The organism is Alkalihalobacillus sp. TS-13 (assembly GCF_019720915.1).
Taxonomy (GTDB): Bacteria; Bacillota; Bacilli; order Bacillales; family Fictibacillaceae; genus Pseudalkalibacillus.
Genome location: NZ_JAHKSI010000001.1, coordinates 279,476 through 298,418, shown reverse-complemented (window position 1 = coordinate 298,418; position 18,943 = coordinate 279,476). Strand labels below are relative to the sequence as shown.

General features: G+C 41.0%; 18 protein-coding genes and 1 riboswitch. Of the genes, 8 read left to right on the top strand and 10 right to left on the bottom strand.

The annotated features are described in order from the left end of the window. Window positions 1-41 precede the first annotated feature (41 nt). A complete protein-coding gene (gene metX / locus KOL94_RS01475; protein ID WP_311775093.1) occupies window positions 42-1,124 on the bottom strand; it encodes a homoserine O-acetyltransferase MetX in 1,083 nt (360 codons plus the stop codon). Window positions 1,125-1,221: 97 nt separating this feature from the next. Continuing rightward, window positions 1,222-1,333, bottom strand: a riboswitch (SAM riboswitch). A 395-nt stretch (window positions 1,334-1,728) separates the two neighbouring features. Continuing rightward, entirely contained in the window at window positions 1,729-3,495 is a 1,767-nt protein-coding gene (locus KOL94_RS01470; protein ID WP_221563439.1) for an ABC transporter substrate-binding protein, read from the bottom strand. 94 nt (window positions 3,496-3,589) lie between these two features. On the opposite strand from KOL94_RS01470, the gene KOL94_RS01465 reads away from it, so the two are divergent. Beyond that, window positions 3,590-4,849: an MDR family MFS transporter gene (locus tag KOL94_RS01465; RefSeq protein ID WP_221563437.1), complete on the top strand. Its 1,260-nt coding sequence runs from the start codon at window positions 3,590-3,592 to the stop codon at window positions 4,847-4,849. A gap of 201 nt (window positions 4,850-5,050) precedes the next feature. On the opposite strand, the gene KOL94_RS01460 is transcribed toward KOL94_RS01465, so the two are convergent. From KOL94_RS01460 to KOL94_RS01435, 6 genes are all read right to left on the bottom strand, one after another. Then, entirely contained in the window at window positions 5,051-5,500 is a 450-nt protein-coding gene (locus KOL94_RS01460; protein ID WP_260412161.1) for a GNAT family N-acetyltransferase, read from the bottom strand. Window positions 5,501-5,647: 147 nt separating this feature from the next. After that, complete coding sequence (locus KOL94_RS01455) at window positions 5,648-6,343, bottom strand: DUF4386 domain-containing protein (RefSeq protein ID WP_221563434.1); 696 nt, start codon at window positions 6,341-6,343, stop codon at window positions 5,648-5,650. 661 nt (window positions 6,344-7,004) lie between these two features. Continuing rightward, window positions 7,005-7,844 (bottom strand): TIM barrel protein, encoded by an 840-nt coding sequence (locus tag KOL94_RS01450; RefSeq protein WP_221563433.1) that lies wholly within the window; start codon window positions 7,842-7,844, stop codon window positions 7,005-7,007. A gap of 126 nt (window positions 7,845-7,970) precedes the next feature. Further along, complete coding sequence (locus KOL94_RS01445) at window positions 7,971-9,101, bottom strand: MGDG synthase family glycosyltransferase (protein WP_221563432.1); 1,131 nt, start codon at window positions 9,099-9,101, stop codon at window positions 7,971-7,973. Beyond that, window positions 9,098-9,688 (bottom strand): DedA family protein, encoded by a 591-nt coding sequence (locus KOL94_RS01440; RefSeq protein ID WP_221563431.1) that lies wholly within the window; start codon window positions 9,686-9,688, stop codon window positions 9,098-9,100. Before KOL94_RS01440 ends, KOL94_RS01445 begins: the two co-directional genes overlap by 4 nt. Next, window positions 9,685-10,422: a polysaccharide deacetylase family protein gene (locus tag KOL94_RS01435; RefSeq protein WP_221563430.1), complete on the bottom strand. Its 738-nt coding sequence runs from the start codon at window positions 10,420-10,422 to the stop codon at window positions 9,685-9,687. Before KOL94_RS01435 ends, KOL94_RS01440 begins: the two co-directional genes overlap by 4 nt. A 386-nt stretch (window positions 10,423-10,808) precedes the next feature. On the opposite strand from KOL94_RS01435, the gene KOL94_RS01430 reads away from it, so the two are divergent. Both KOL94_RS01430 and KOL94_RS01425 read left to right on the top strand, forming a co-directional pair. Beyond that, entirely contained in the window at window positions 10,809-11,894 is a 1,086-nt protein-coding gene (locus tag KOL94_RS01430; protein ID WP_221563429.1) for a CotH kinase family protein, read from the top strand. Between the two features lie 262 nt (window positions 11,895-12,156). Next, the gene (locus tag KOL94_RS01425; protein ID WP_221563428.1) at window positions 12,157-12,657 is read left to right on the top strand and encodes a hypothetical protein; all 501 of its coding nucleotides are present in this window, start codon (window positions 12,157-12,159) and stop codon (window positions 12,655-12,657) included. Between the two features lie 284 nt (window positions 12,658-12,941). Here KOL94_RS01425 and KOL94_RS01420 read toward each other — a convergent pair whose 3' ends face one another. Beyond that, window positions 12,942-14,033 (bottom strand): spore coat kinase CotI, encoded by a 1,092-nt coding sequence (locus tag KOL94_RS01420; RefSeq protein WP_311775092.1) that lies wholly within the window; start codon window positions 14,031-14,033, stop codon window positions 12,942-12,944. Between the two features lie 212 nt (window positions 14,034-14,245). On the opposite strand from KOL94_RS01420, the gene KOL94_RS01415 reads away from it, so the two are divergent. The 5 genes from KOL94_RS01415 to KOL94_RS01395 all read left to right on the top strand — a co-directional run bounded on the left by KOL94_RS01415 (window position 14,246) and on the right by KOL94_RS01395 (window position 17,665). After that, the gene (locus KOL94_RS01415; protein ID WP_221563426.1) at window positions 14,246-15,376 is read left to right on the top strand and encodes a glycosyltransferase family 4 protein; all 1,131 of its coding nucleotides are present in this window, start codon (window positions 14,246-14,248) and stop codon (window positions 15,374-15,376) included. A gap of 144 nt (window positions 15,377-15,520) precedes the next feature. Continuing rightward, entirely contained in the window at window positions 15,521-16,591 is a 1,071-nt protein-coding gene (locus KOL94_RS01410) for a CotS family spore coat protein (RefSeq protein WP_221567545.1), read from the top strand. Continuing rightward, window positions 16,584-17,078, top strand: a complete 495-nt coding sequence (locus KOL94_RS01405) for a hypothetical protein (protein WP_221563424.1) — start codon at window positions 16,584-16,586, stop codon at window positions 17,076-17,078. Before KOL94_RS01410 ends, KOL94_RS01405 begins: the two co-directional genes overlap by 8 nt. A gap of 91 nt (window positions 17,079-17,169) precedes the next feature. After that, window positions 17,170-17,406, top strand: a complete 237-nt coding sequence (locus KOL94_RS01400; RefSeq protein WP_221563422.1) for a hypothetical protein — start codon at window positions 17,170-17,172, stop codon at window positions 17,404-17,406. A 37-nt stretch (window positions 17,407-17,443) separates the two neighbouring features. Beyond that, window positions 17,444-17,665 (top strand): hypothetical protein, encoded by a 222-nt coding sequence (locus tag KOL94_RS01395; protein ID WP_221563420.1) that lies wholly within the window; start codon window positions 17,444-17,446, stop codon window positions 17,663-17,665. 163 nt (window positions 17,666-17,828) lie between these two features. Here KOL94_RS01395 and KOL94_RS01390 read toward each other — a convergent pair whose 3' ends face one another. Beyond that, a complete protein-coding gene (locus KOL94_RS01390) occupies window positions 17,829-18,779 on the bottom strand; it encodes an NAD-dependent epimerase/dehydratase family protein (protein ID WP_221563418.1) in 951 nt (316 codons plus the stop codon). Window positions 18,780-18,943 lie beyond the last annotated feature (164 nt).

Below are 18,943 nucleotides of genomic sequence, written 5' to 3'. Positions count from 1 at the left end.
CGCTTAACCATGATAAAAATTATGCCTTACTCACAGAACATTTAAGCTTCTAATCTCGCATCCTCAAGGGCAAGTTCAGCCAAGCGATTCTCTATGATGTGCCCCCATTTCTCGAACTCTACCAAGAATCCATCATGCCCGAATTTTGAATCCACTTCATAAAACTCAGCAGCGCCGCCTAGCTGTTGAATCCTTGTCACGAACTCACGCATCTTTTCAGGCGGGTAAAGCAAATCCCGTGTAAAACTGATCGCAAATACCGGAACATGAAGATGATGCATCGCATTTTCCAGACCACCTCGCTCACGACCCAAATCATGGCTGTTCATCACATCAAGAAGACGGAGATAACTGTGTGCATCAAAGCGCTCGGTCAACTTCTCTCCCTGATAAGATAAGTATGATTCGATATCGTAAGTGGACAGGCCGTCTTTTATGATATGGTTCCGATCGAAACGCTCTTCAAAAAGCACGTCAGATCGGTAGGTAATCATGCCAATCATCCTCGCCAGACTCAAACCTTGTTTCGGAAGGTTCCCTTCACGCCAGGCTGGATCTTGCTGTATCGCCACACTCGAAATGTGGTTGAATGCAATTGCGTAATCACTGAACTGTGGAGTAACCGCAATCGGAAAGATGCTGTCGATGAAATCCGGATACATGATTCCCCATTCGAGCACCTGCATCCCACCGAGCGAGCCACCAATGACCGCTCTCAAATGATTGATTTCTAGAATGTTCAGTGCTACGAACTGCACTTCGACCAAGTCGCGAACCGTTAAACCAGGGAATTTACTCTGATAAGCTTCACCGTCTCCAGGATTCGTGGACGCCGGTCCGGTTGATCCGTGGCAGCCGCCGAGCACGTTGAATGTGATGACCTGAAAACGCCTCGTATCGATATAACTGCCATCACCGGCTAAACCATGCCACCAGCCGGGATCATCTTTTGTACCGACTGTGTATTGATTACCGGTCAGAGCATGACAGACTAGGATGACTGGAGCATTACGCGGTCCGCACCTTTCATAGGCGAGCTCGATTTCATCAAGTTTTTCACCAGATTCCAGTGTGAAATTCGGGATTTGAACCGATCCTGTTTTATAAAAATTAGGGTTCCCCACTGCCAGGTGCCTCCTTTACTTAGATTTGAACATTTTTTGCAAATTAAAAAGCCCCTCTGATAAAGACAGAGAGGCCAAATTATAAATACATTTGTCTCTCTCATCTTCCGAAGCGCACAAACGCTTCGCAGGAATTAGCACCTTTCAAACCGAAGTTTGATGGTTGCCGGGCTTCATCGGGCCAGTCCCTCTGCCTCTCTAGATAAGAGTTGAAATCAATTTAATTATTAAATTATTTGAATCTTAGCATGCTACAAAAAACGTGTCAACATCGAATTTCATTTTCGGATCCAGATTTTAAGCGCTTGTCACCCTTGTCATTCCGTAGTTTTCAAGGGGGATTCTTGGTCTTAATTAAGCTCAGAAAATTTATTTCAAGGGAAAAAAGAAGGTGGGAGTGGTCTGTCTAAGTCAGATCATCTTCGGACACAAACAAGAGATTTCAGCCGTACTCTGTCCGAGGTTGGGTCCTCTTCGGACACAGTAAGACAAAACAGCAGCACTCTGTCTCAATTCGCCCCTTATTCAGACAGGAGCAAGAGCAAAAATCAGAACACTTTCCCAATACACCTACCAAAAGCCGCGTCAAAGCATCCATGAAAAATCACTGAATCCATAGTTTACGCAGATCGACATTGCCGAAGGAGGCGAATTGTACGTCCTGGATCATCGGGTGATAGCTCCGCCGTTTTACAGGATGATTCATGTACAGAAACAGCCGGTTCATGTTTATATAACCTTCAATTTCCTCTATCCACTTTTCACGATCATCAGCTGCAGCTTCCCGTTTAAACCTTTCAAGCCATCCATCGATTTTTTCAAGATGTTCTTTCCCCAACAACCGCCGGAACAATAGGGCGTCATTTTTAAAAGCACCCAAAAACGACAGATGATGATCATGCGAGGCTACCTCGCCCATGAAGAGCACATCAGCTTTTCCCTCCAATTCCGAGGAGTAGAAATCATCGATCCGGAAAGGAACATGACGGAAATGCACCCCGTACCTGCCCGCCTCTTTTATCAGCCATTCAGCCTCTTCAATCGCTCGCGCATAATCAAGCGAATAAAGGCTGAGCTCCTCTCCTTTGTAACCAGACTCTCTAAGCAACCGTTCAACTTGAGTAAGGTCACGGTTTTGCACTTCCGATTTCCAATGAAAATAACTCGATGCCTCGATCGGTTCTTCACGTCCCAGATCACGATACATTTGCTTCACATCCAACAAATGATAGATTGCTTTCCGGAACGAGGGATGATGGATGGCAGATTGCCGGTTGAAATTGAATGCGAAAAACCTGAAACCGACTTCGATTTCTTCTTTCTCGAGGAATCCTTCACTATCCTTCGCCCCCTCGATTTGAAAACTGACCTCTCCCGCTGTTGGTTGCGGCACCTTCCAAAATTCGATCTCATCTAATAATGGGCGCTCCAGAAAATAATGATCGAATGCCTCAAGAACCAACTTCTTTTCTGATTTCTCTTTCAGCTTGAACGGCCCTGTCCCGATCCACTCATTGTCATCGAACTGGACATCGGCAGGTAGAATGGCAAGATTATGCGTGCTGAGGTACCGAGCGAAAAATGGATTCGCTTTTTTCAAATGGAACGTGACGATAAAAGGCGAAGGACAGTCAATCCGTTCGATTTCTTCCGTCATCCAATAATACGGTGAGCCGCGCTTGATCCGATTGAACGTATGAAGGACATCCTCACTTGTCAGAATCCGTTGATGATGGAACCGAACCCCTTTTCTCAGATAAAAGCTCCACGTTTTATGTTCTGCATCCACCCGCCAGTGATGGGCCAGATGCGGTTTGATCGTATCTTTTTCCGAGTCGTAAGTAACGAGACTGTCGCCGAGCTGCTGGACAAGATAGCTTTCAAAGGTGATCGATACTTGGGCAGGGTCAAGACTCGTGAGCTCATTTCTGAAGATCACGCCCACACCGGGAAAAAACCGTGTGTGATTGGAACACCGCAATCGTAAAACATCTTTCATCGGACTTTTGGATTGCACCCCAAAAAGCGTTTGGATTTTGTCAGAGATGTTGGCGATCCAGGACTTCGGAATTGGAAGCTGCAAAAGATGCATCAGATCATCCATCCGCTCATCTTCCACAAAGTTGGTGACGGTCGTTTCGATCTCCTCTTGAAAAGACAGTGGAAATTTTAGTTTAGAAGCATTGCCTCTTCCTCTGCCAGGTTCATAGACCACAAGATTATCCGCTTCAAATTTTTTCAATTTCCGTTTAACATTTTTCTGAGTACAATACCAGACCTGTTCAAGTTCACTCAGTTTGAACGCGGCTGACCTTTCTTTTTCCCTTGGATAAAGGAAAGCTCGCAGTTGGTAATAGGATAAGTCTTTCATTACATACCTCCAAAAAAGGGGACATTATTCATTTCATTATACCCTTTTTATCCCCTTTTCGAAAATGCAAAATAATGACAAGGGAGTGAGCGCAATGTTGAAAGATTTACATCCGAATATTCGAATACGTATTTACACATCTTTTCTAAGCAGATTGATCGGGTCCATGATTTTTCCGTTCATGGCGATCTATTTTACAAATGCGATAAATGCTTTCTGGGCTGGTACGTTGTTATTGATCAACGTCATCATCCAATTCGTTGCTGGATTATATGGCGGGTACCTGGCCGATATTTTAGGTCGTAAAAGAATGATGGTGACGGGAGAATGGATGAAGGTGATCGGATTCGTCGGGATGATTCTCGCCAACTCACCCTGGTACACCTCTCCATGGGTGACCTTTTCCATGATGACGATCATCGGAATCGCCTCCGGACTTGTCAATCCCGCTGCTGAAGCGATGTTGATCGATGTCAGTACAAAAGAAACGCGCGCATTCATGTATGCAATCAATTACTGGGCAGTGAACATGTCACTCATGCTTGGATTGATTGTTGGAGGTTTCTTATATAAAACGCACTTTTTCGAGTTGTTACTCGCCTTGTTTTTGATGTCGCTGGTCACACTCTGGATGACTTCCACACTCATCCATGAAACCTTCACACCGGAAGGCACGACAACGAAGCCATACGGAATCAAGCCGATTTTACAAAGTTATAAGACTGTCATCACAGACATTCCTTTTGTGTTATTCATACTCGGTGGAATTGCGGTGCTCTCGATCGAGTTCCAACGAAACAATTTTATCGCTGTGAGATTGGAAAAGGAGATCATTCCGAAAACTTACTCGCTTTTCGGCGGACTTGATATGTCGATCGACGGGGTGAAACTTCTGAGTTTGTTGACTGTTGAAAACACAATCATCATCGTGTTTTTCACGGGTATTGTCGCGAAATGGATCCGCAATAAGCCGGAGCAACCGATCATGTATACCGGATTCATCCTCTTCGGACTTGGTTATGGTATTTTGGCATTCTCGAACGACTTGATGACCCTCGCACTCGCTGTGGTTGTGCTCTCGATTGGGGAACTGATGTATGTACCGACACGGCAATCGATTCTTGCTGATATCGTTGATGATTCGAAACGCGGAGCTTATATGGCTTTCAACGGATTTGTTTTTCAAATCGGAAAAATGGTTGGAGCACTCGGTATCATTGTCGGGGAAGCAATCGGCGGCGTCGGTATGGGCGTTCTCTATTTCGTCTTTGCTCTGTTCGGCATCGTTTTTGCACGAATGGCAATCCAAATTCGTACAGTCAAAGGTAAAATAAGAAATGAAAAAGCCGTTTAAGAAGGGAGGACCTTAAAGCATATTGTATGAAAATAACCCAAGGAGAAAATTCTAAACGGGTTCACTTGTGAGGTGCACAATGCAAGAACACGGATCAAATCACAAGAAAAATCACATAGTGTCCGTGATAAGATTCACAGTAAATTCACATTAAAAAGGCTTAGAGGATAAATTTCCTTTAGCCTATGTGGATTTTTCGAATTAAAAGATTAGTTTCATACCTTCATGACTCGCCAAAAAACCTAATCTATTATAAAAACGGTGTGCCTCTTCACGTCTCTTGTCGGTTGTTAATTGGACAAGACCACATTTCTCAGATTTCGAAATTACGATCGCTTCTTTAAATAAGGCTTCTCCTACCCCTTTTCCACGGTAGCGCTTATCGACACGTACCCCTTCTATTTGTGCTCGTTTCATCCCTTGTCTTGCTAAACCAGGAATGATCGTTAACTGAAGGCAGCCAATCACCGTTTGATCGTCAATAGCTAAAATAATCTGATTCCCAACTTGTGCTTCAATTGCCGCAAATGCTTCATAATAATCAGCCGGCAAAGGCTCTGTATTACGTTCACGTTTGGACCCTAATTCATCATCGGCAAGTAAGCGAACAATAGCTGGTAAATCATCTTCATTTGCTTTTCGAAAATTCATTGTAAAATTCACTCCTTCAGCACGAAAATATCACTACTACACTTCTGATTACTTTCTATTTATATGAACTATTTCCTCTTAAAAGGCGCTTTTCTGGAGCTTAATTCTTATATATAAGTACAACCTTTTAATTGCTTCTACTACTTTCTAAACACTGTGATTATCAGTCAGGAGCCCATCAAGCGCCGCTTGGTTGAATCCCTTGATGATTAGCCAGAGTGCCATTGCCATCTCCTGCACGGCCAAGGGCATATATAAGATATCCAAGTGAAGGTTTAGTCCAAATAACTTTAATAAATCGACAGCCACATAGATAATCGCTCCGATCAAGCCCCAGCCGGACAACCAACGAGGGATAAGTTTGGTGAGATAGAAGAGAGTGTACAACAACATTGCCCCGATGATAAAAACAATAGTCAAAACAGGGCTCATGATGTCATTGGCCTGAAGCAGGACATTGCCAATAACCTGTAATGAAGCCGCTTCTGCCCCAGTGGCTGTGAATTCTTTGCTGAACACACCTAACAATAACCAACTGACTACCATTAAGATATATGTGCCTCCCTCTAGTGGACCTCGGAAAACAACCATCCCTAGTGCCAGGGCTTCATTCTTTTTTTTAAAGAGTGGGTACAGGAAAACAGGCATCGCCGTTAACGAAAGCCCCATCAAGAGCACGAAAAATGCGCCCAGATTAAGCTGTGTCGGATTTGCGGCAATTCTGGTTAGAAAATCCTCTCCAGCAAGCAGATTCCTGGTAACAACAAGGCTTAAAATCCCCGATACCGTCCCGATGATGTAGAGGACTCCTACGATCACTGCAGTCATTCTGTAAGGTTTCATTTTTTTGTTCTCCTTTGTTTTTATGTGGTTTCAGTTAATCAACTGCGCTAGTTTTGAAGTACGAAATCTCGCCATATAAAAAGGTCACGTCATAATGACTCGTCTATAGAATAAAAGTAAATTTTTTTGTCTTTTTATGGAAAATAGCGAGTAGTAGACTTGCTGCTTTCAGTTGGTTGTGGGTTGACATTATTGATTAAGTTGTTAAACATTTCTGTATCTTCAAACTCTTTATTTCCTCCCTTGTGAAATGGTATGTGAATTCATATTAGATTAAGCCACAAAAATCAGCTTAGTGTTGATAAAACAATAAAAAACGCACTGTTAATTTCGTTGAGAATCCAGTGCGTTTTGCTTTGATATTTACTTGTTTGCACCTCTGAAATAAACCCGTTAGATAAATACTGCATGGGTTTAATGCTTCTTGAGTCTTTTTCTGAATAACTGTGCGGATCCGCATAAAATTGATATAAAAACGTTTGAGCCACCTTTTTTCATCAGGAATGTGTCTATGGAAGGAGAGTCGCGCCTCATACAGTTGAAATAGAATTTGAAGTAGACGAAGACGTTATGAACCCCTGAAAAAGCGAAAAACAGATTTTTCAAGGTGCTCATGAAGCCCCAATTTCCATTAAATGCAAATCCAGATAGAAACAAAGATCTACCTCACCCGGCACATCTCATCTTTTATTATGCTTTTCACCCACTGATAACCTTCTTCAACGAACTCATCACTTGGGGTCAAATGTGGAGTATGCTCGAATACGAACCTGATGCCTCCTATCCCCGCCAGATAACGAAGAATCGGTTCTAGCTCGTAATGCTCAAGGTTTCCCTCATAGGAAGGATGGACAGGGGTCCAAATATATTTATCACCTATGAACGCCACGTTATGTATATGGGCCACATGTATATGTTTTTCCCATTTCGAAATATACTCCATTGCAAGTTTTCCGGTTGCGATCAAGTAATCCCCGATATCGATGCAAAGTTTCAAACCATACTGCCTCCATGTGTCTTCTGGAAAATGATGCAGGTAACGGATGCCATCAGGAGAACGCTGAAAACCAAGCTTGGGTTCACACACGATAGAGATCTGGTATTTTTCTTGGATTACGTGAAGCCTTTTCAATCCATATTCTATCAGCTTATTCGGATCGGTTTCTGTCTTTTTGCTTTTAAAATAAGGAAAATGGACAAGAATATATTCTGCTCCAAGCTGGGATAGTTTTTCAGCTTCTTTTTCTAATTGTACCCAAGCATGTTCCGGCTCCACTTGAACCTTTTCGATCAAATCGTATTTGCTTCCGTTCTTGAAAAGAGGAGAATGGACTCCGAAGATCGCATTCTTTTTTCTGCACAATTTCAAAAATCGATCAAACGATGGTTGACTATCAAATTCACCGATTTCAACGTCCTCGCTCCCCTCCCAAAACAACTTTTCAAATTGAGCAGGATCAGACATGATCGTACTTCCGGATACACTCAATCGATTTTTCAATAACCTCTCCTCCTACGCACTTTTACCGCTTTTTACTATATTCTACCATTATCCTAACATAAAAAGCCGACAAAAAAATGTCGGCTTTTTAAATAGATTCGCGTATTAAAGGCTGAGCTATTCCATTTACCCAGGTTGCATGTTGAGCATTGCGGGAGAATCCATCAATTTGACGATTTCCTTTTTGGCAGAGCTCTCTGTAGCAGCGAGATATTCATCCATCCGGCTGAAAATCTGCTTCCGGCGCCATTCATTTTCAAGTATAAGTGCAATTTCGTGTTCAGATTGCTGATCTTCAAGCGGTATGATCAGCCGTTTTTCTTCCAGTCCTTTTAGATTGAATTGCTCTTGTCCAGGTAAAGCGGAGTGGACAAATATGATCAACCGTTTTTTTAGAGCCTCACTGATCGTGATGCCTCCCGGTTTTGTAATGATAGCATCTGCACGTTCGTATAGCATATTCATCTTTTCGCGGCTTTCGATATATCCCTCCGGCTGGATATGTGCTAGATTCCAAGACTTCAATTCTCTGAATAGCTTATCATTTTTACCGCATAGAACGGTATAATGATAACGTGCATTTCCTCGAACACTTTTCAACATTGGAAGGATGTTCCCGACACCGCTGCTCCCGCCTGCAACAAGGATGTGCTTTTTATCGGACGGGTGACGCTCAGAATAAGATACGATATCATCACTCGTCGGAATGCCAGTGATCGAAATCTGATCCTCCCTTACATCGTACTGTTCCATCAGAACTCTTTTCATCGATACATCATTTACCAGATGGAGATCAATATGCTCTTTCCCCCAAATGCCATTTACGAAAAAGTCCGTATAGACGTTCACAGTGGGGATCGAAGTCCGATGCTTCCGTTTTAAACGGCTCACAATCGCCGATGGGAAACAATGCGTACAGACGATCAAATCAGGTTTTTCTTCTTTCAATAATTCGAGCATCTTCTCTTCAAAACCGAGCATGTTCACATAATCGATCGACAAGGAAGTCTGCTGGTCTTTCGGTTCATACATAAACCGTTTGTATACCCAATGATAGGTTTTTGGGAGCGAGCTGATCCATTTTAAATACATATTTCCAATCGCCTTTTCCAATGGCTCATTCCAATAGCTAAGGAAATCAATCTTTCTACAAATGATCGTTTCATCCAAATTTTCGATCGAATCAATCAAAGCATCCGCTGCCCGGTGATGGCCTGATGGCATTTGGAACAACGGTAAAAACAATATTTTCTTCATGCTCTGCTCCCTCCTTTCATGCTTCTTTTTTTGATCAATATCGTTCCGATGAAGAGCAATAATGCTGCCACACCGACCCACGGAAGATAATTTAACGGGATTTGGTCGCCGATAAAGAAACCAACGATAATATAACTGAGCGCCCAAAGCGCACTTCCGATAATTGAGAAGACCATATATACCACAAATGGATAACGGCTTGTGCCTGCAATATAAGGTGCAAGCTGCCTCAAACCCGGAATGAACAGTCCGAATAAAATCGTCAAAGTCCCATAACGATGGAATTTGGCACTCATCCTCTCCCAACGAGCTGGAGTGACTTTTAAAAAACGCCCGTATTTTGCCATGAAAGGAAGGCCAAGAAACCGCCCGATCAAATAAGCGGTCAACATACCTGAAAGACTGCCGCAAAAAGCGCTGAGCCCAGTCCAAATCATCTCCAGGTGATGTTGTGCGGTAAGCATGCCAATCAAGACAAGAAACGTCTCTTCGGGTGCAGGAATTCCGATGACACCGCAAAAAAGCGTAACAAGTATGATCCAATATCCATAGGTTTCAAGGGCAAACATGATGTTTTCCTGATTCATACCGACCACTTCTGTTCTACTGTTGTTTTTTTACCCAGGTGTTCCTCTAACGACACACAATGGAAACCACGGCGTCGTACATGTGGAAGGAATCTTTTCAGTGCTTCGATCATCTGTATCGGGGCATCTGAATCTGCTCCACCATCCTCACCATCATCATGAAGCAGGTAAATCTGCCCTTCTGATATCTGGGCGATCAAACGCTGTTGTAATCCGCTCGAATCAGGTCCTTTTCGCCAATCTTGAAAAATCGCAGACCAGAGCACAATTGTATAACCTCTTGCAAAAATATTCGTAAACAAATTGAATCGTCCATATGGAGGACGATAATAAACTGGTTTTACGCCAGTCAGATTTTCGATGATTTCCGCACTTTTGGTTATTTCTCGTTTTGTAGACCATGGCGTAAGGAACCAGCTGTTTGTATGGTGATAGTGATGGATTCCAATCGAATGCCCCTCTTGTTTCAGCCGTCTGATAAGATCCGGATGATCAAGAGCTTTTTCAGCAACGACAAAAAAGGTCGCTTTGACATCATATTTTTTCAATAAATCCAACACTTGTGGGGTATAGACCGGATTCGGACCATCGTCAAACGTCAGAGCAAGTGTTTGCTTTAATTCCCCTTTTTTCACCATGCCTATTGAAAGCATTCGTAACAGCACAGTCGGAACGATTCCGTATGAAAGAAAAAGTATCGCCCCAATGCTGACGATCCACAAGACTATCTGCATATATATTTCACCTTCATCATCATTATTAAACTTTCGGTTATCGCGAATATGGTTGAAAATATTCTTTAGATAAACCCCTTCAACAGCATATCATACTGAGTGGTTTTTGTTTTGAGCCAAACTGACTTCCTAATTCTACCAGACATACTGACTTTCAGAAAGCCTTATTTTTATAGTGTTCGATGTGTTTCGTTCGTTTTCGACAAATGATAACTTCCAGTTTCTGTATAATGTATTTTCGAGTCAAATATGGATACCCCGTCATGCACTCTTATAAACAGGTACATATTCCAATCTATTTCATATAGTGTTACTGGGAAACAAGAAAGTCTAGTGCCACGAACCTGGCTTATGCCATAAAGGAATAACGTGTAAAGGAAGATTGGATGAGCAGCAACAGAGACATTCCAAGCTATGAAATTCACATAAATGAAGACGTCTACAAACGTTTTAAAAAGGACGTCTGGTCTGAGGATCCGGTGGATGCTGTATTGGTCGTCGGTGATAACAAGTATGAGATCCAATTGCTTTATCGTGGAGCCCACATCCGCAAGGTCACGAAAAAATCCTATCAATTCATTTTTCCAAAGGTGACGTCCGGGATTAAAGAACTTCACCTGAATGCGGAATATATTGACAAATCACTGATCAGGAATAAGCTTTCTCTTGATTTCTTCGAGTCGATCAGCGTTTTATCACCTAAATCAAATCATGTCTTGTTGACGATCAATGGTGAGTTTCAAGGGATTTATCTACAGCTTGAATCTGTGGATCGATATTTATTAAAAAACAGGAATCTTCCAAAGGGACCGATTTTTTATGCGGAAAATGACAATGCGAACTTTTCATTGATGAGCCCAATCCGAAAGGGGATCAAGAAACGATTTGAATCCGGATACAGCCTTAAAGAGGGAACTAAAGAGGATACAGCTGCGTTAGGTAATTTCGTTTATAAGATCAATACGATTTCGCAAAAAGAATTTGAAACTGAAATCCACCACTACTTGGATGTGGATAAATACTTACGATGGCTAGCAGGGGTCGTCTGCACTCAGAACTTTGACGGCTTCATCCACAACTATGCGTTGTACCGAAGGAGTGACACCGGTTTATTCGAAATCCTCCCCTGGGATTATGATGCGACGTTCGGCCGGGATATCCATGGGAAAGAGATGGAATATGACTACATTCCGGTACAAGGATATAACACCTTGACAGCACGACTTCTCGATGTTTCTTCATTCAAGAATCAATACTACCACATTCTTAAAAAGATACTTGAAAATCAGTTTACACCCGAATATCTTGAAAAGGAAATCCAGCAAATGTATCGGCAAATCGAGCCATATGTAATAAAGGATCCTCATCTCAAGGAGACCATAAAGCAGTTTTACAATGAACCTGAATTCATATTGAAGTACATCACTAATCGAAACAAATACTTACGTGCCCACCTTTCAGATCTCCTTTAAAAACATTAAAATGAATCATTAGAATTATGTATCGTCCGTGTAATAGAAAAGGGCTGTCCCAAAAGTGTTTGAGCCCCTCTGTTCTTCACTAAAGACTGGAATGTACTCGGCACTGTACTAACAACTTTATTAGTAAGTTGTTGTTTGAGGTGCCTGACTCTGTATTAGTTAGTGTTGCGGAGAGGTTTGTGCACTTTTTTCGGGACTGCCCAACGATCCTTCACTCATTCAATATCAAATTGGATTGGATCATAGGACAAATTTGAGAAATTTATTTTGGGTTGTTAACCTAAAATACCAAACTTGTCCAATTAATTACGCTAGTGCTTTTGGAGCAACTTTAAGTTTCTTTGTAGGCAATCGATATTTTGAATGGCATTTTCGTTTATGGTCACAGGAACATTTGCTGCTACAAGAAGATGACCGGCTGGAAGAACCATATGGGTCATTCCACATATATTTGTCATTTCCATGTTTTTTAGCTTTCTTTAAAGCATGGTTAACTGATCTTTTGCAAGATGATTTGCCGGATCTATGCTTTCCAGAAGATTTTTTACAAGAAGACTTCTTGCCAGAACTGTGTTTACCAGAAGACTTCTTGCCAGAACTGTGTTTACCAGAAGACTCCTTGCCAGAGCTGTGTTTACCAGAAGACTCCTTGCCAGAGCTGTGTTTACCAGAAGAATTCTTACCAGAAGAGTTTTTGCCAGAGGATCTTCCTGAACTTTTTTTGCATGAAGACTTCTTACCAGAAGATTTATGAAGAACTACAATTTCCTCTGATTCCAGCACATTTTGATCATCTTTGATAGATGATTCATGATTCAATGCACTACTATTTTTCATAGACTTACCTCCTCGTTATTCTATTGAGCACGCATGTACTAGCAGTATATGTCCTTAGCTTGGAAATGTTATGGTTATACGTTTAATTGTATAAAATAGTTGTCCGTTTAGTTCGATCAATACATCTGTTTGGAAACAATCACTCTTTCACCGAAAGAAAAAAGACTTCATTAGAATCCATGAAGTCCTAAGTACTGTTTGTTATAGTTCTGACAAAATACGGTTGATTTCTTGGACCTTTGAACGTTCAAATTCGACTGCTACTGTAAATTCCTCTGCGAGAACATCATTTTTCTTTCCATATTTTTCACGAGCAACTTCATGCAGCTCATACGGGAAGAGCATATCAATCATCATTACTTTCTTTTGCTCAGGGGTTAATGGGTTTACTGATTCATAACCTTTCAACATATGGTTGATGACCTCATCATTCCACACACCTGTATCACCCATGGTAGGAATGATCATCTTCCGTAAATCTCTGATTGGAAGATCGAACGTCGTCGTATCTAAATCAATGACCCAAACTTCTTCATTAGATAAAAGCGTATTCCCAGTACCGTAATCCTGGTGGCATAGATTAGGAGATTCTTTACATTTGGCGACCCATTCAGGATAATGTGATTCTTGTAATTTCCCCAAGACTTCCCTGCCAAACTCGATAAAATAATCGATTTCTTTTAAATACTCCACAGAGAACGGATCCTCTGGTGTTTTCTCTGCAAGTAATTTCCATGATTGCATCTGTTGGCACCTTTTCACATAATGGTTGGGCCATCTTCCAAGCTTCGTAAATATCGGAATACCGCTTAAAGGCTTGTATCCGACTGAATCCAAATGATAGTGGGCTAGCCCCTTCATGATCCACTCCATATCTTCCGGGACAGAAATATCGAATTGTCGACCTTCGATCCAGTCATACAGAACAAACAAAAATGGACCCTGTTTCGCATAAAGACTCCCTTGCTTGGTAGGAATGATCCCTGGAACCCTCGCTCCTTTTTTCGCAAGATAGTCTTGTGCATGAATCGAAAACAACGACTTTTTTTCTGGACGATTCATCCTTTTCAGACATCTTGGACCCTTTTCAGTCATGATTTTCCATACTAAAGCCATTTGGCCACCTTGGATCAATTCAATGCTTTGAACTTCAAAATCCCAGTTTACGATTAGCTTTTCTGCAAGTAATTGCAATCTTTCCAACATTTCCGGAGTAAGTTCTGGTTGTTCTTCCCCGTCTATGTCATTTTCCAAGTCTTCATTCTGATCAACCTCATCGTATTGATTTGACATCATTTCACCTTCCTAGACATTACTTTCTCATAATATTTGTATGGGAGTTTTAATAGATTTGTCCTAGTTACTCGTCCATACAAGATAAATAGGGCTAATCCATCAGGTTAATCGCCTTTTTTATTCAAAGAATTCTGTATGTTGCACAAAGACTCGTCTACCCTCGTAACATGATAAGGACTAAAAATTGGAAAAGCTTTGGAGGAAAGAGAATGAAAATAGCTTTAATTGCAACAGAGAAATTACCTGTTCCGGCAATTAGAGGTGGAGCGATACAAATTTACCTAGAGTCCGTAGCACCATTAATTGCAAGAAAACATGATGTAACCGTATTTTCTATAGTCGATTCGAAATTGCCGAATGAAGAACGAAAACAAGGTGTCAAGTATATACGGTGCGAGAATGAAAACTATCTGGATGGAATAATATCGCATCTTGAGAAAGAAAATTATGACGTAGTCCATGTCTGTAACCGGCCGATCTGGATCAATCAATTACATGCAAAAGTCCCAGGTCCTAAATATGTATTAAGCGTTCATAACGAAATGTTCGCAGAAGGAAAATTAGCTCAAGAAACTGGAGAACGATGCATCTCCCACGTTTCGAATATCGTTACAGTCAGTGACTTCATAGGGCACACGATTACAGATCGATTTCCTTATGCAAAAGATAAAGTACAAACGGTATATAGCGGTGTAGACCTTGACACTTACCATCCAAAATGGACAAGTGATGGAAGAGAAATCAGAAAGATGATGAGGAGGAAACTCGATCTAGAAGGTAAGAATGTCATCTTATTTGTAGGACGTTTAAGTAAGGTGAAGGGTCCGCATATATTGATCCAGGCATTGCCTGAAATCATAAAACGAAATCCTGACACATACCTGGTTTTCGTAGGTTCCAAATGGTTCGGAGATGATTTTGTTAATAATTATGTAAAGTACTTATATCGTCTCGGAACTCTTTATATGGATAATGTAAAATTCATTAAATTCGTTGAACCAGCAGATATCCCTAATTATTATTCGATGGCGGATATCTTCGTGTGCTGTTCACAATGGCAAGAACCTCTGGCAAGGGTCCACTATGAAGCTATGGCTGCAGGCCTCCCTCTGATCACGACAAACAGGGGTGGTAATAAAGAAGTCATTAAGAATGGCCATAATGGATACATCATTGATAATTTTGATGATCCATCTGAGTATGCGAAGCATATCAACAACTTGCTGGAGGATTCATCCATGAGAAACAGGCTTGGAGAGAATGGAAGATCGATTACAGAAGATTCTTTTGGTTTTGAACGTGTAGCTTATCAATTACAAACAGTCTATGAAAATGCATGAATGTAGAACAACATGGCATTTCATAGTTATAAATGAGAGGATGGTAATTTAATGGAAAGTGAGCAACATGAACGAGACTTGTACGATGACAATCATGAAATTGGACAAGATGAATCATTGGAGTCAGACGATTCAATAGAAAAAATGGAATTATCAGGAGAATTAGAAGATGTGGACCAATATGTCCGACGAGTATTGGCATATTATCCCATCGATGTAAAAGGGCTTAAATTGAAATCCAGCAAAAGTGGTCGTACCAAATGGTTGGTTGATTCAGATCAGGGAAAGATGGTTTTGAAACAAACCATAATGCCACCCGGAAGAATGCTCTTTATAAGTAATGCCCACCTCCATTTGCAGAATAATGGCTTGCCGATCGCCAAAATCATAAGAACAAAGGGTGGAGGTTTATGTATAGGAGCGGAGGATCATGCGTTCATCCTTTATGAACACCATGAAGGAAAAGAAGTACTCTATTATGACCAGAATCATTTAACTAAAATGATGGAGTTCATGGCGGATTTTCATATTAAATCTGCTGGATTTGAACCTTTTGAAGGCAGTAAAAAACGAAGAAGAGCCGGCAAATGGGAAAAGTTATATCGCTGGAAGCTTCAAGAGCTTGAAGGCTTCAAGAAATTGGCTCTGAATCACCAAACAGATCCATTTTCGATATTGTTCCTTCAACATGTCGATCAAATGCTTGAATTAGGGAGTCAATGTCTGAAAGAAATAAAACAACCCGAGTTTGAAAATTGGACAACGCAAGTCCTCGAATCAAAAACTTTCTGCCAACAAGATTTCACCTTAGCCCGGATGATCCTGAAAGACGATGAGGTATTCATGAGTGAACTCCACTCTGTCAATCATGATCTTCCTTCTAGAGATCTCAGGATTTTTCTTTCGAAAGTAATGAAGAAACAGCATGTATGGGATAGCAACCTATGTTGTGAAATGCTGAGAGCATATGACCGAAAACATCCATTGACTAAGGAAAATTATAAGGTGTTATGGACTGATTTAAAATTCCCTCACCTCTTCAGCTCCATCATCCACAAATATTATCTGAGCCAGAAAAAGGCATGGTCAGATGAAAAATACCTGGCAGCTCTGAAAAATACAATAAGTATCGAGACGACCAAAATGGATTTCATCAATAATTTTGATGAAATGATTGAACGAATAAAACAGGGAGGAGAGAGCGGCAATGAGTAATCGTGCAAATATAGAAATTCCGTTAGTGGATTTAGAAGAATTCATCTTTTCTCCACCTGGAGCTATGGGGTGGAGCGAGTCCGAATATCAAAAAGTGCTGGAACAAGAACCTGATGCATCAATGACAAACTTTTCAAACCTCTATAATATCAGGAAAAATGCTAAGAAATTGACCATTTTGCCTAATATAGACGATATTGAAATCCACGAACCAAGCTTGAGTCAAAATGAAGAAGAAAAACTCCCTCAGGAGGCTCAAGAAGAAATTGCTGAAGTACCTCATCTAGAGCTTGTAGAAGATTCCCATGAGTCGGAAGAAGAAATAGAAGAATATCATGATATAGAAGAGGAATCCGATCACCTTTATGAACCGTATCCTGAAATCAGGGTTGCTTATAGAATGGCGACAAGAAGACTTAAACCAAAACCTTATAGAATGCCAACAAAAAGACTTAAACCGACCCCAGCTTTGGGAACAAAAAAGTAATACCCTCTAAAATTGCGTAGTTGCCCAAACACATTACCGTCTTACCCATATCTTAATAAGGATACGTATCTTATAAGGGAGGATTAGAGTCTTGTTTCGAAATAACGAAGAAATCTTAAAGCATATTTCCAACCATCTGAATAATCGATCGTTCTCCTCAATAGAGGTCAAGGTAAAATTACCAGATGGAGATGTGGTCCAAATCAACATGAAAGGTGAGACTCAGAAACAATTCACTGAAAAAGCCAATAGCAAACCTTCAACCCCCTGGGTAACAAATCAAATACCCGTCAAAAAGTTGAGCCAAGCTCCTTCACTACGTTCGTAAGAACATTATAAAAGAATAATTTAAAGGAGGATCAATGATGTCTCGACAAAAAATAAACTTTCTGAAACATCTATCGGATTGCTTATCGGACCACCCATCTTCTGATATCGAAATAACATTTCATTGTAAGAACGGTACTACAATCGATGTGTTGTTTGACAAGGATCAAAATATAACCTTACACGATTTCGATGATGAAGAAGAAGATGAATACCTAGATGATGATTTTGAAGACGAAGAAGGTATCGATGACGAATAATCACTAGGCAAACGATCATGAAAACAAAGAAAATGTGCCAAAGCCATCCCTTTGGCACAGGCTGATCTTTAGTTGCGTTTATATTAAAGAAAGTATTTTATACTTTCTTTAAATGTAACCATAAGGGCTGACTCGAAGGAAAGAGTCAGCCCCTTTTAGATTGTCATTGGTTCTTATACAATTGTGCTAAATCCTCAATCTCTTTTTTCAGTCCTTCTTTCAAGCTAACATCCGGTTGATAGTTTAGTAGTCTTCCTGCTTTAGAGATATCTGCCCAGGTATGCTTCGGTTCCCCTTTTGCGGCAGGTTGAAAGGTGACCGCCGCTTTCTTCCCTATCAATTCTTCAAGAGTGTCTATGACTTCTAATATCGTAGCGTTCTCTTTCCCTCCTATATTTATTGTAGTCCCAACGCAATTTTCACAGTTAATGACAGAAGCTGTCCCTTCCACGCAATCTGTCACAAATGTAAAATCCCTGCTTTGCTTTCCGTCTCCAATGATTGTGATAGGTTTATCCTGCATGATCTGTTTAATGAAAATATGGAATGCCATATCTGGTCTTTGCCTTGGCCCGTAGACCGTAAAGTATCTTAAGATGATTGTCGGAATTCCCCAGAACTGGTGATAAGTCTTGCAAAGATACTCGCCTGTAAGCTTTGAAATGCCGTATGGGGAAAGAGGCTCTGGTTTAAGCTCTTCTGACACCTTCCCTTTTTGTTCACCATAAATGGAGGAAGTGGAAGCATAAACGAATTTTTTAATCGGTAAGCCTTTACATGCTTCAAGTAAACGTTGTGTCGCAAGTATGTTGTTTTGAACATATTCATTGAAGCCGCTCCCCCAACTGGTACGGACACCAGGTATCCCTGCTAAATGATAGACGACATCCACTTTAGGGAGAATCTGTTTCAGATCATCCACAGCAAGATCAATATTTTCATATCGGAATCGTGGATGGTGGAGAAAAGGCTGGATGTTCCGTTCCTTAAACTCTTTTTGATAATTACCGGTCATTTTATCGACTCCAGTGACGATAATTCCCTCTTTTTGTAAGAAATGCTCGCATAAATGAGAACCAATGAAACCAGCAACACCAGTAATCAGGATATTCAAAGTCTTCCCACCCCGATACCTGTCACCGGCACCACATCTTTACATCTCGAACCAACGTATCTCGCACCAATAATACATATCTTCATTCATATCATCCTTTGTTTGTTAACACCTTTTATATCGTATTAAACCTTCAATACGTACGTGCATACTGACAAACAAGG

What these genes read in the sequence shown, in the direction of transcription:
- KOL94_RS01470 (WP_221563439.1), bottom strand. Translation starts at nt 3,495, where the DNA reads ATGAAAGACTTATCCTATTACCAACTGCGAGCTTTCCTTTATCCAAGG.
- KOL94_RS01465 (WP_221563437.1), top strand. Translation starts at nt 3,590, where the DNA reads ATGTTGAAAGATTTACATCCGAATATTCGAATACGTATTTACACATCT.
- KOL94_RS01460 (WP_260412161.1), bottom strand. Translation starts at nt 5,500, where the DNA reads ATGAATTTTCGAAAAGCAAATGAAGATGATTTACCAGCTATTGTTCGC.
- KOL94_RS01455 (WP_221563434.1), bottom strand. Translation starts at nt 6,343, where the DNA reads ATGAAACCTTACAGAATGACTGCAGTGATCGTAGGAGTCCTCTACATC.
- KOL94_RS01445 (WP_221563432.1), bottom strand. Translation starts at nt 9,101, where the DNA reads ATGAAGAAAATATTGTTTTTACCGTTGTTCCAAATGCCATCAGGCCAT.
- KOL94_RS01440 (WP_221563431.1), bottom strand. Translation starts at nt 9,688, where the DNA reads ATGAATCAGGAAAACATCATGTTTGCCCTTGAAACCTATGGATATTGG.
- KOL94_RS01435 (WP_221563430.1), bottom strand. Translation starts at nt 10,422, where the DNA reads ATGCAGATAGTCTTGTGGATCGTCAGCATTGGGGCGATACTTTTTCTT.
- KOL94_RS01430 (WP_221563429.1), top strand. Translation starts at nt 10,809, where the DNA reads ATGAGCAGCAACAGAGACATTCCAAGCTATGAAATTCACATAAATGAA.
- KOL94_RS01420 (WP_311775092.1), bottom strand. Translation starts at nt 14,033, where the DNA reads ATGTCAAATCAATACGATGAGGTTGATCAGAATGAAGACTTGGAAAAT.
- KOL94_RS01415 (WP_221563426.1), top strand. Translation starts at nt 14,246, where the DNA reads ATGAAAATAGCTTTAATTGCAACAGAGAAATTACCTGTTCCGGCAATT.
- KOL94_RS01410 (WP_221567545.1), top strand. Translation starts at nt 15,521, where the DNA reads ATGGAATTATCAGGAGAATTAGAAGATGTGGACCAATATGTCCGACGA.
- KOL94_RS01405 (WP_221563424.1), top strand. Translation starts at nt 16,584, where the DNA reads ATGAGTAATCGTGCAAATATAGAAATTCCGTTAGTGGATTTAGAAGAA.
- KOL94_RS01395 (WP_221563420.1), top strand. Translation starts at nt 17,444, where the DNA reads ATGTCTCGACAAAAAATAAACTTTCTGAAACATCTATCGGATTGCTTA.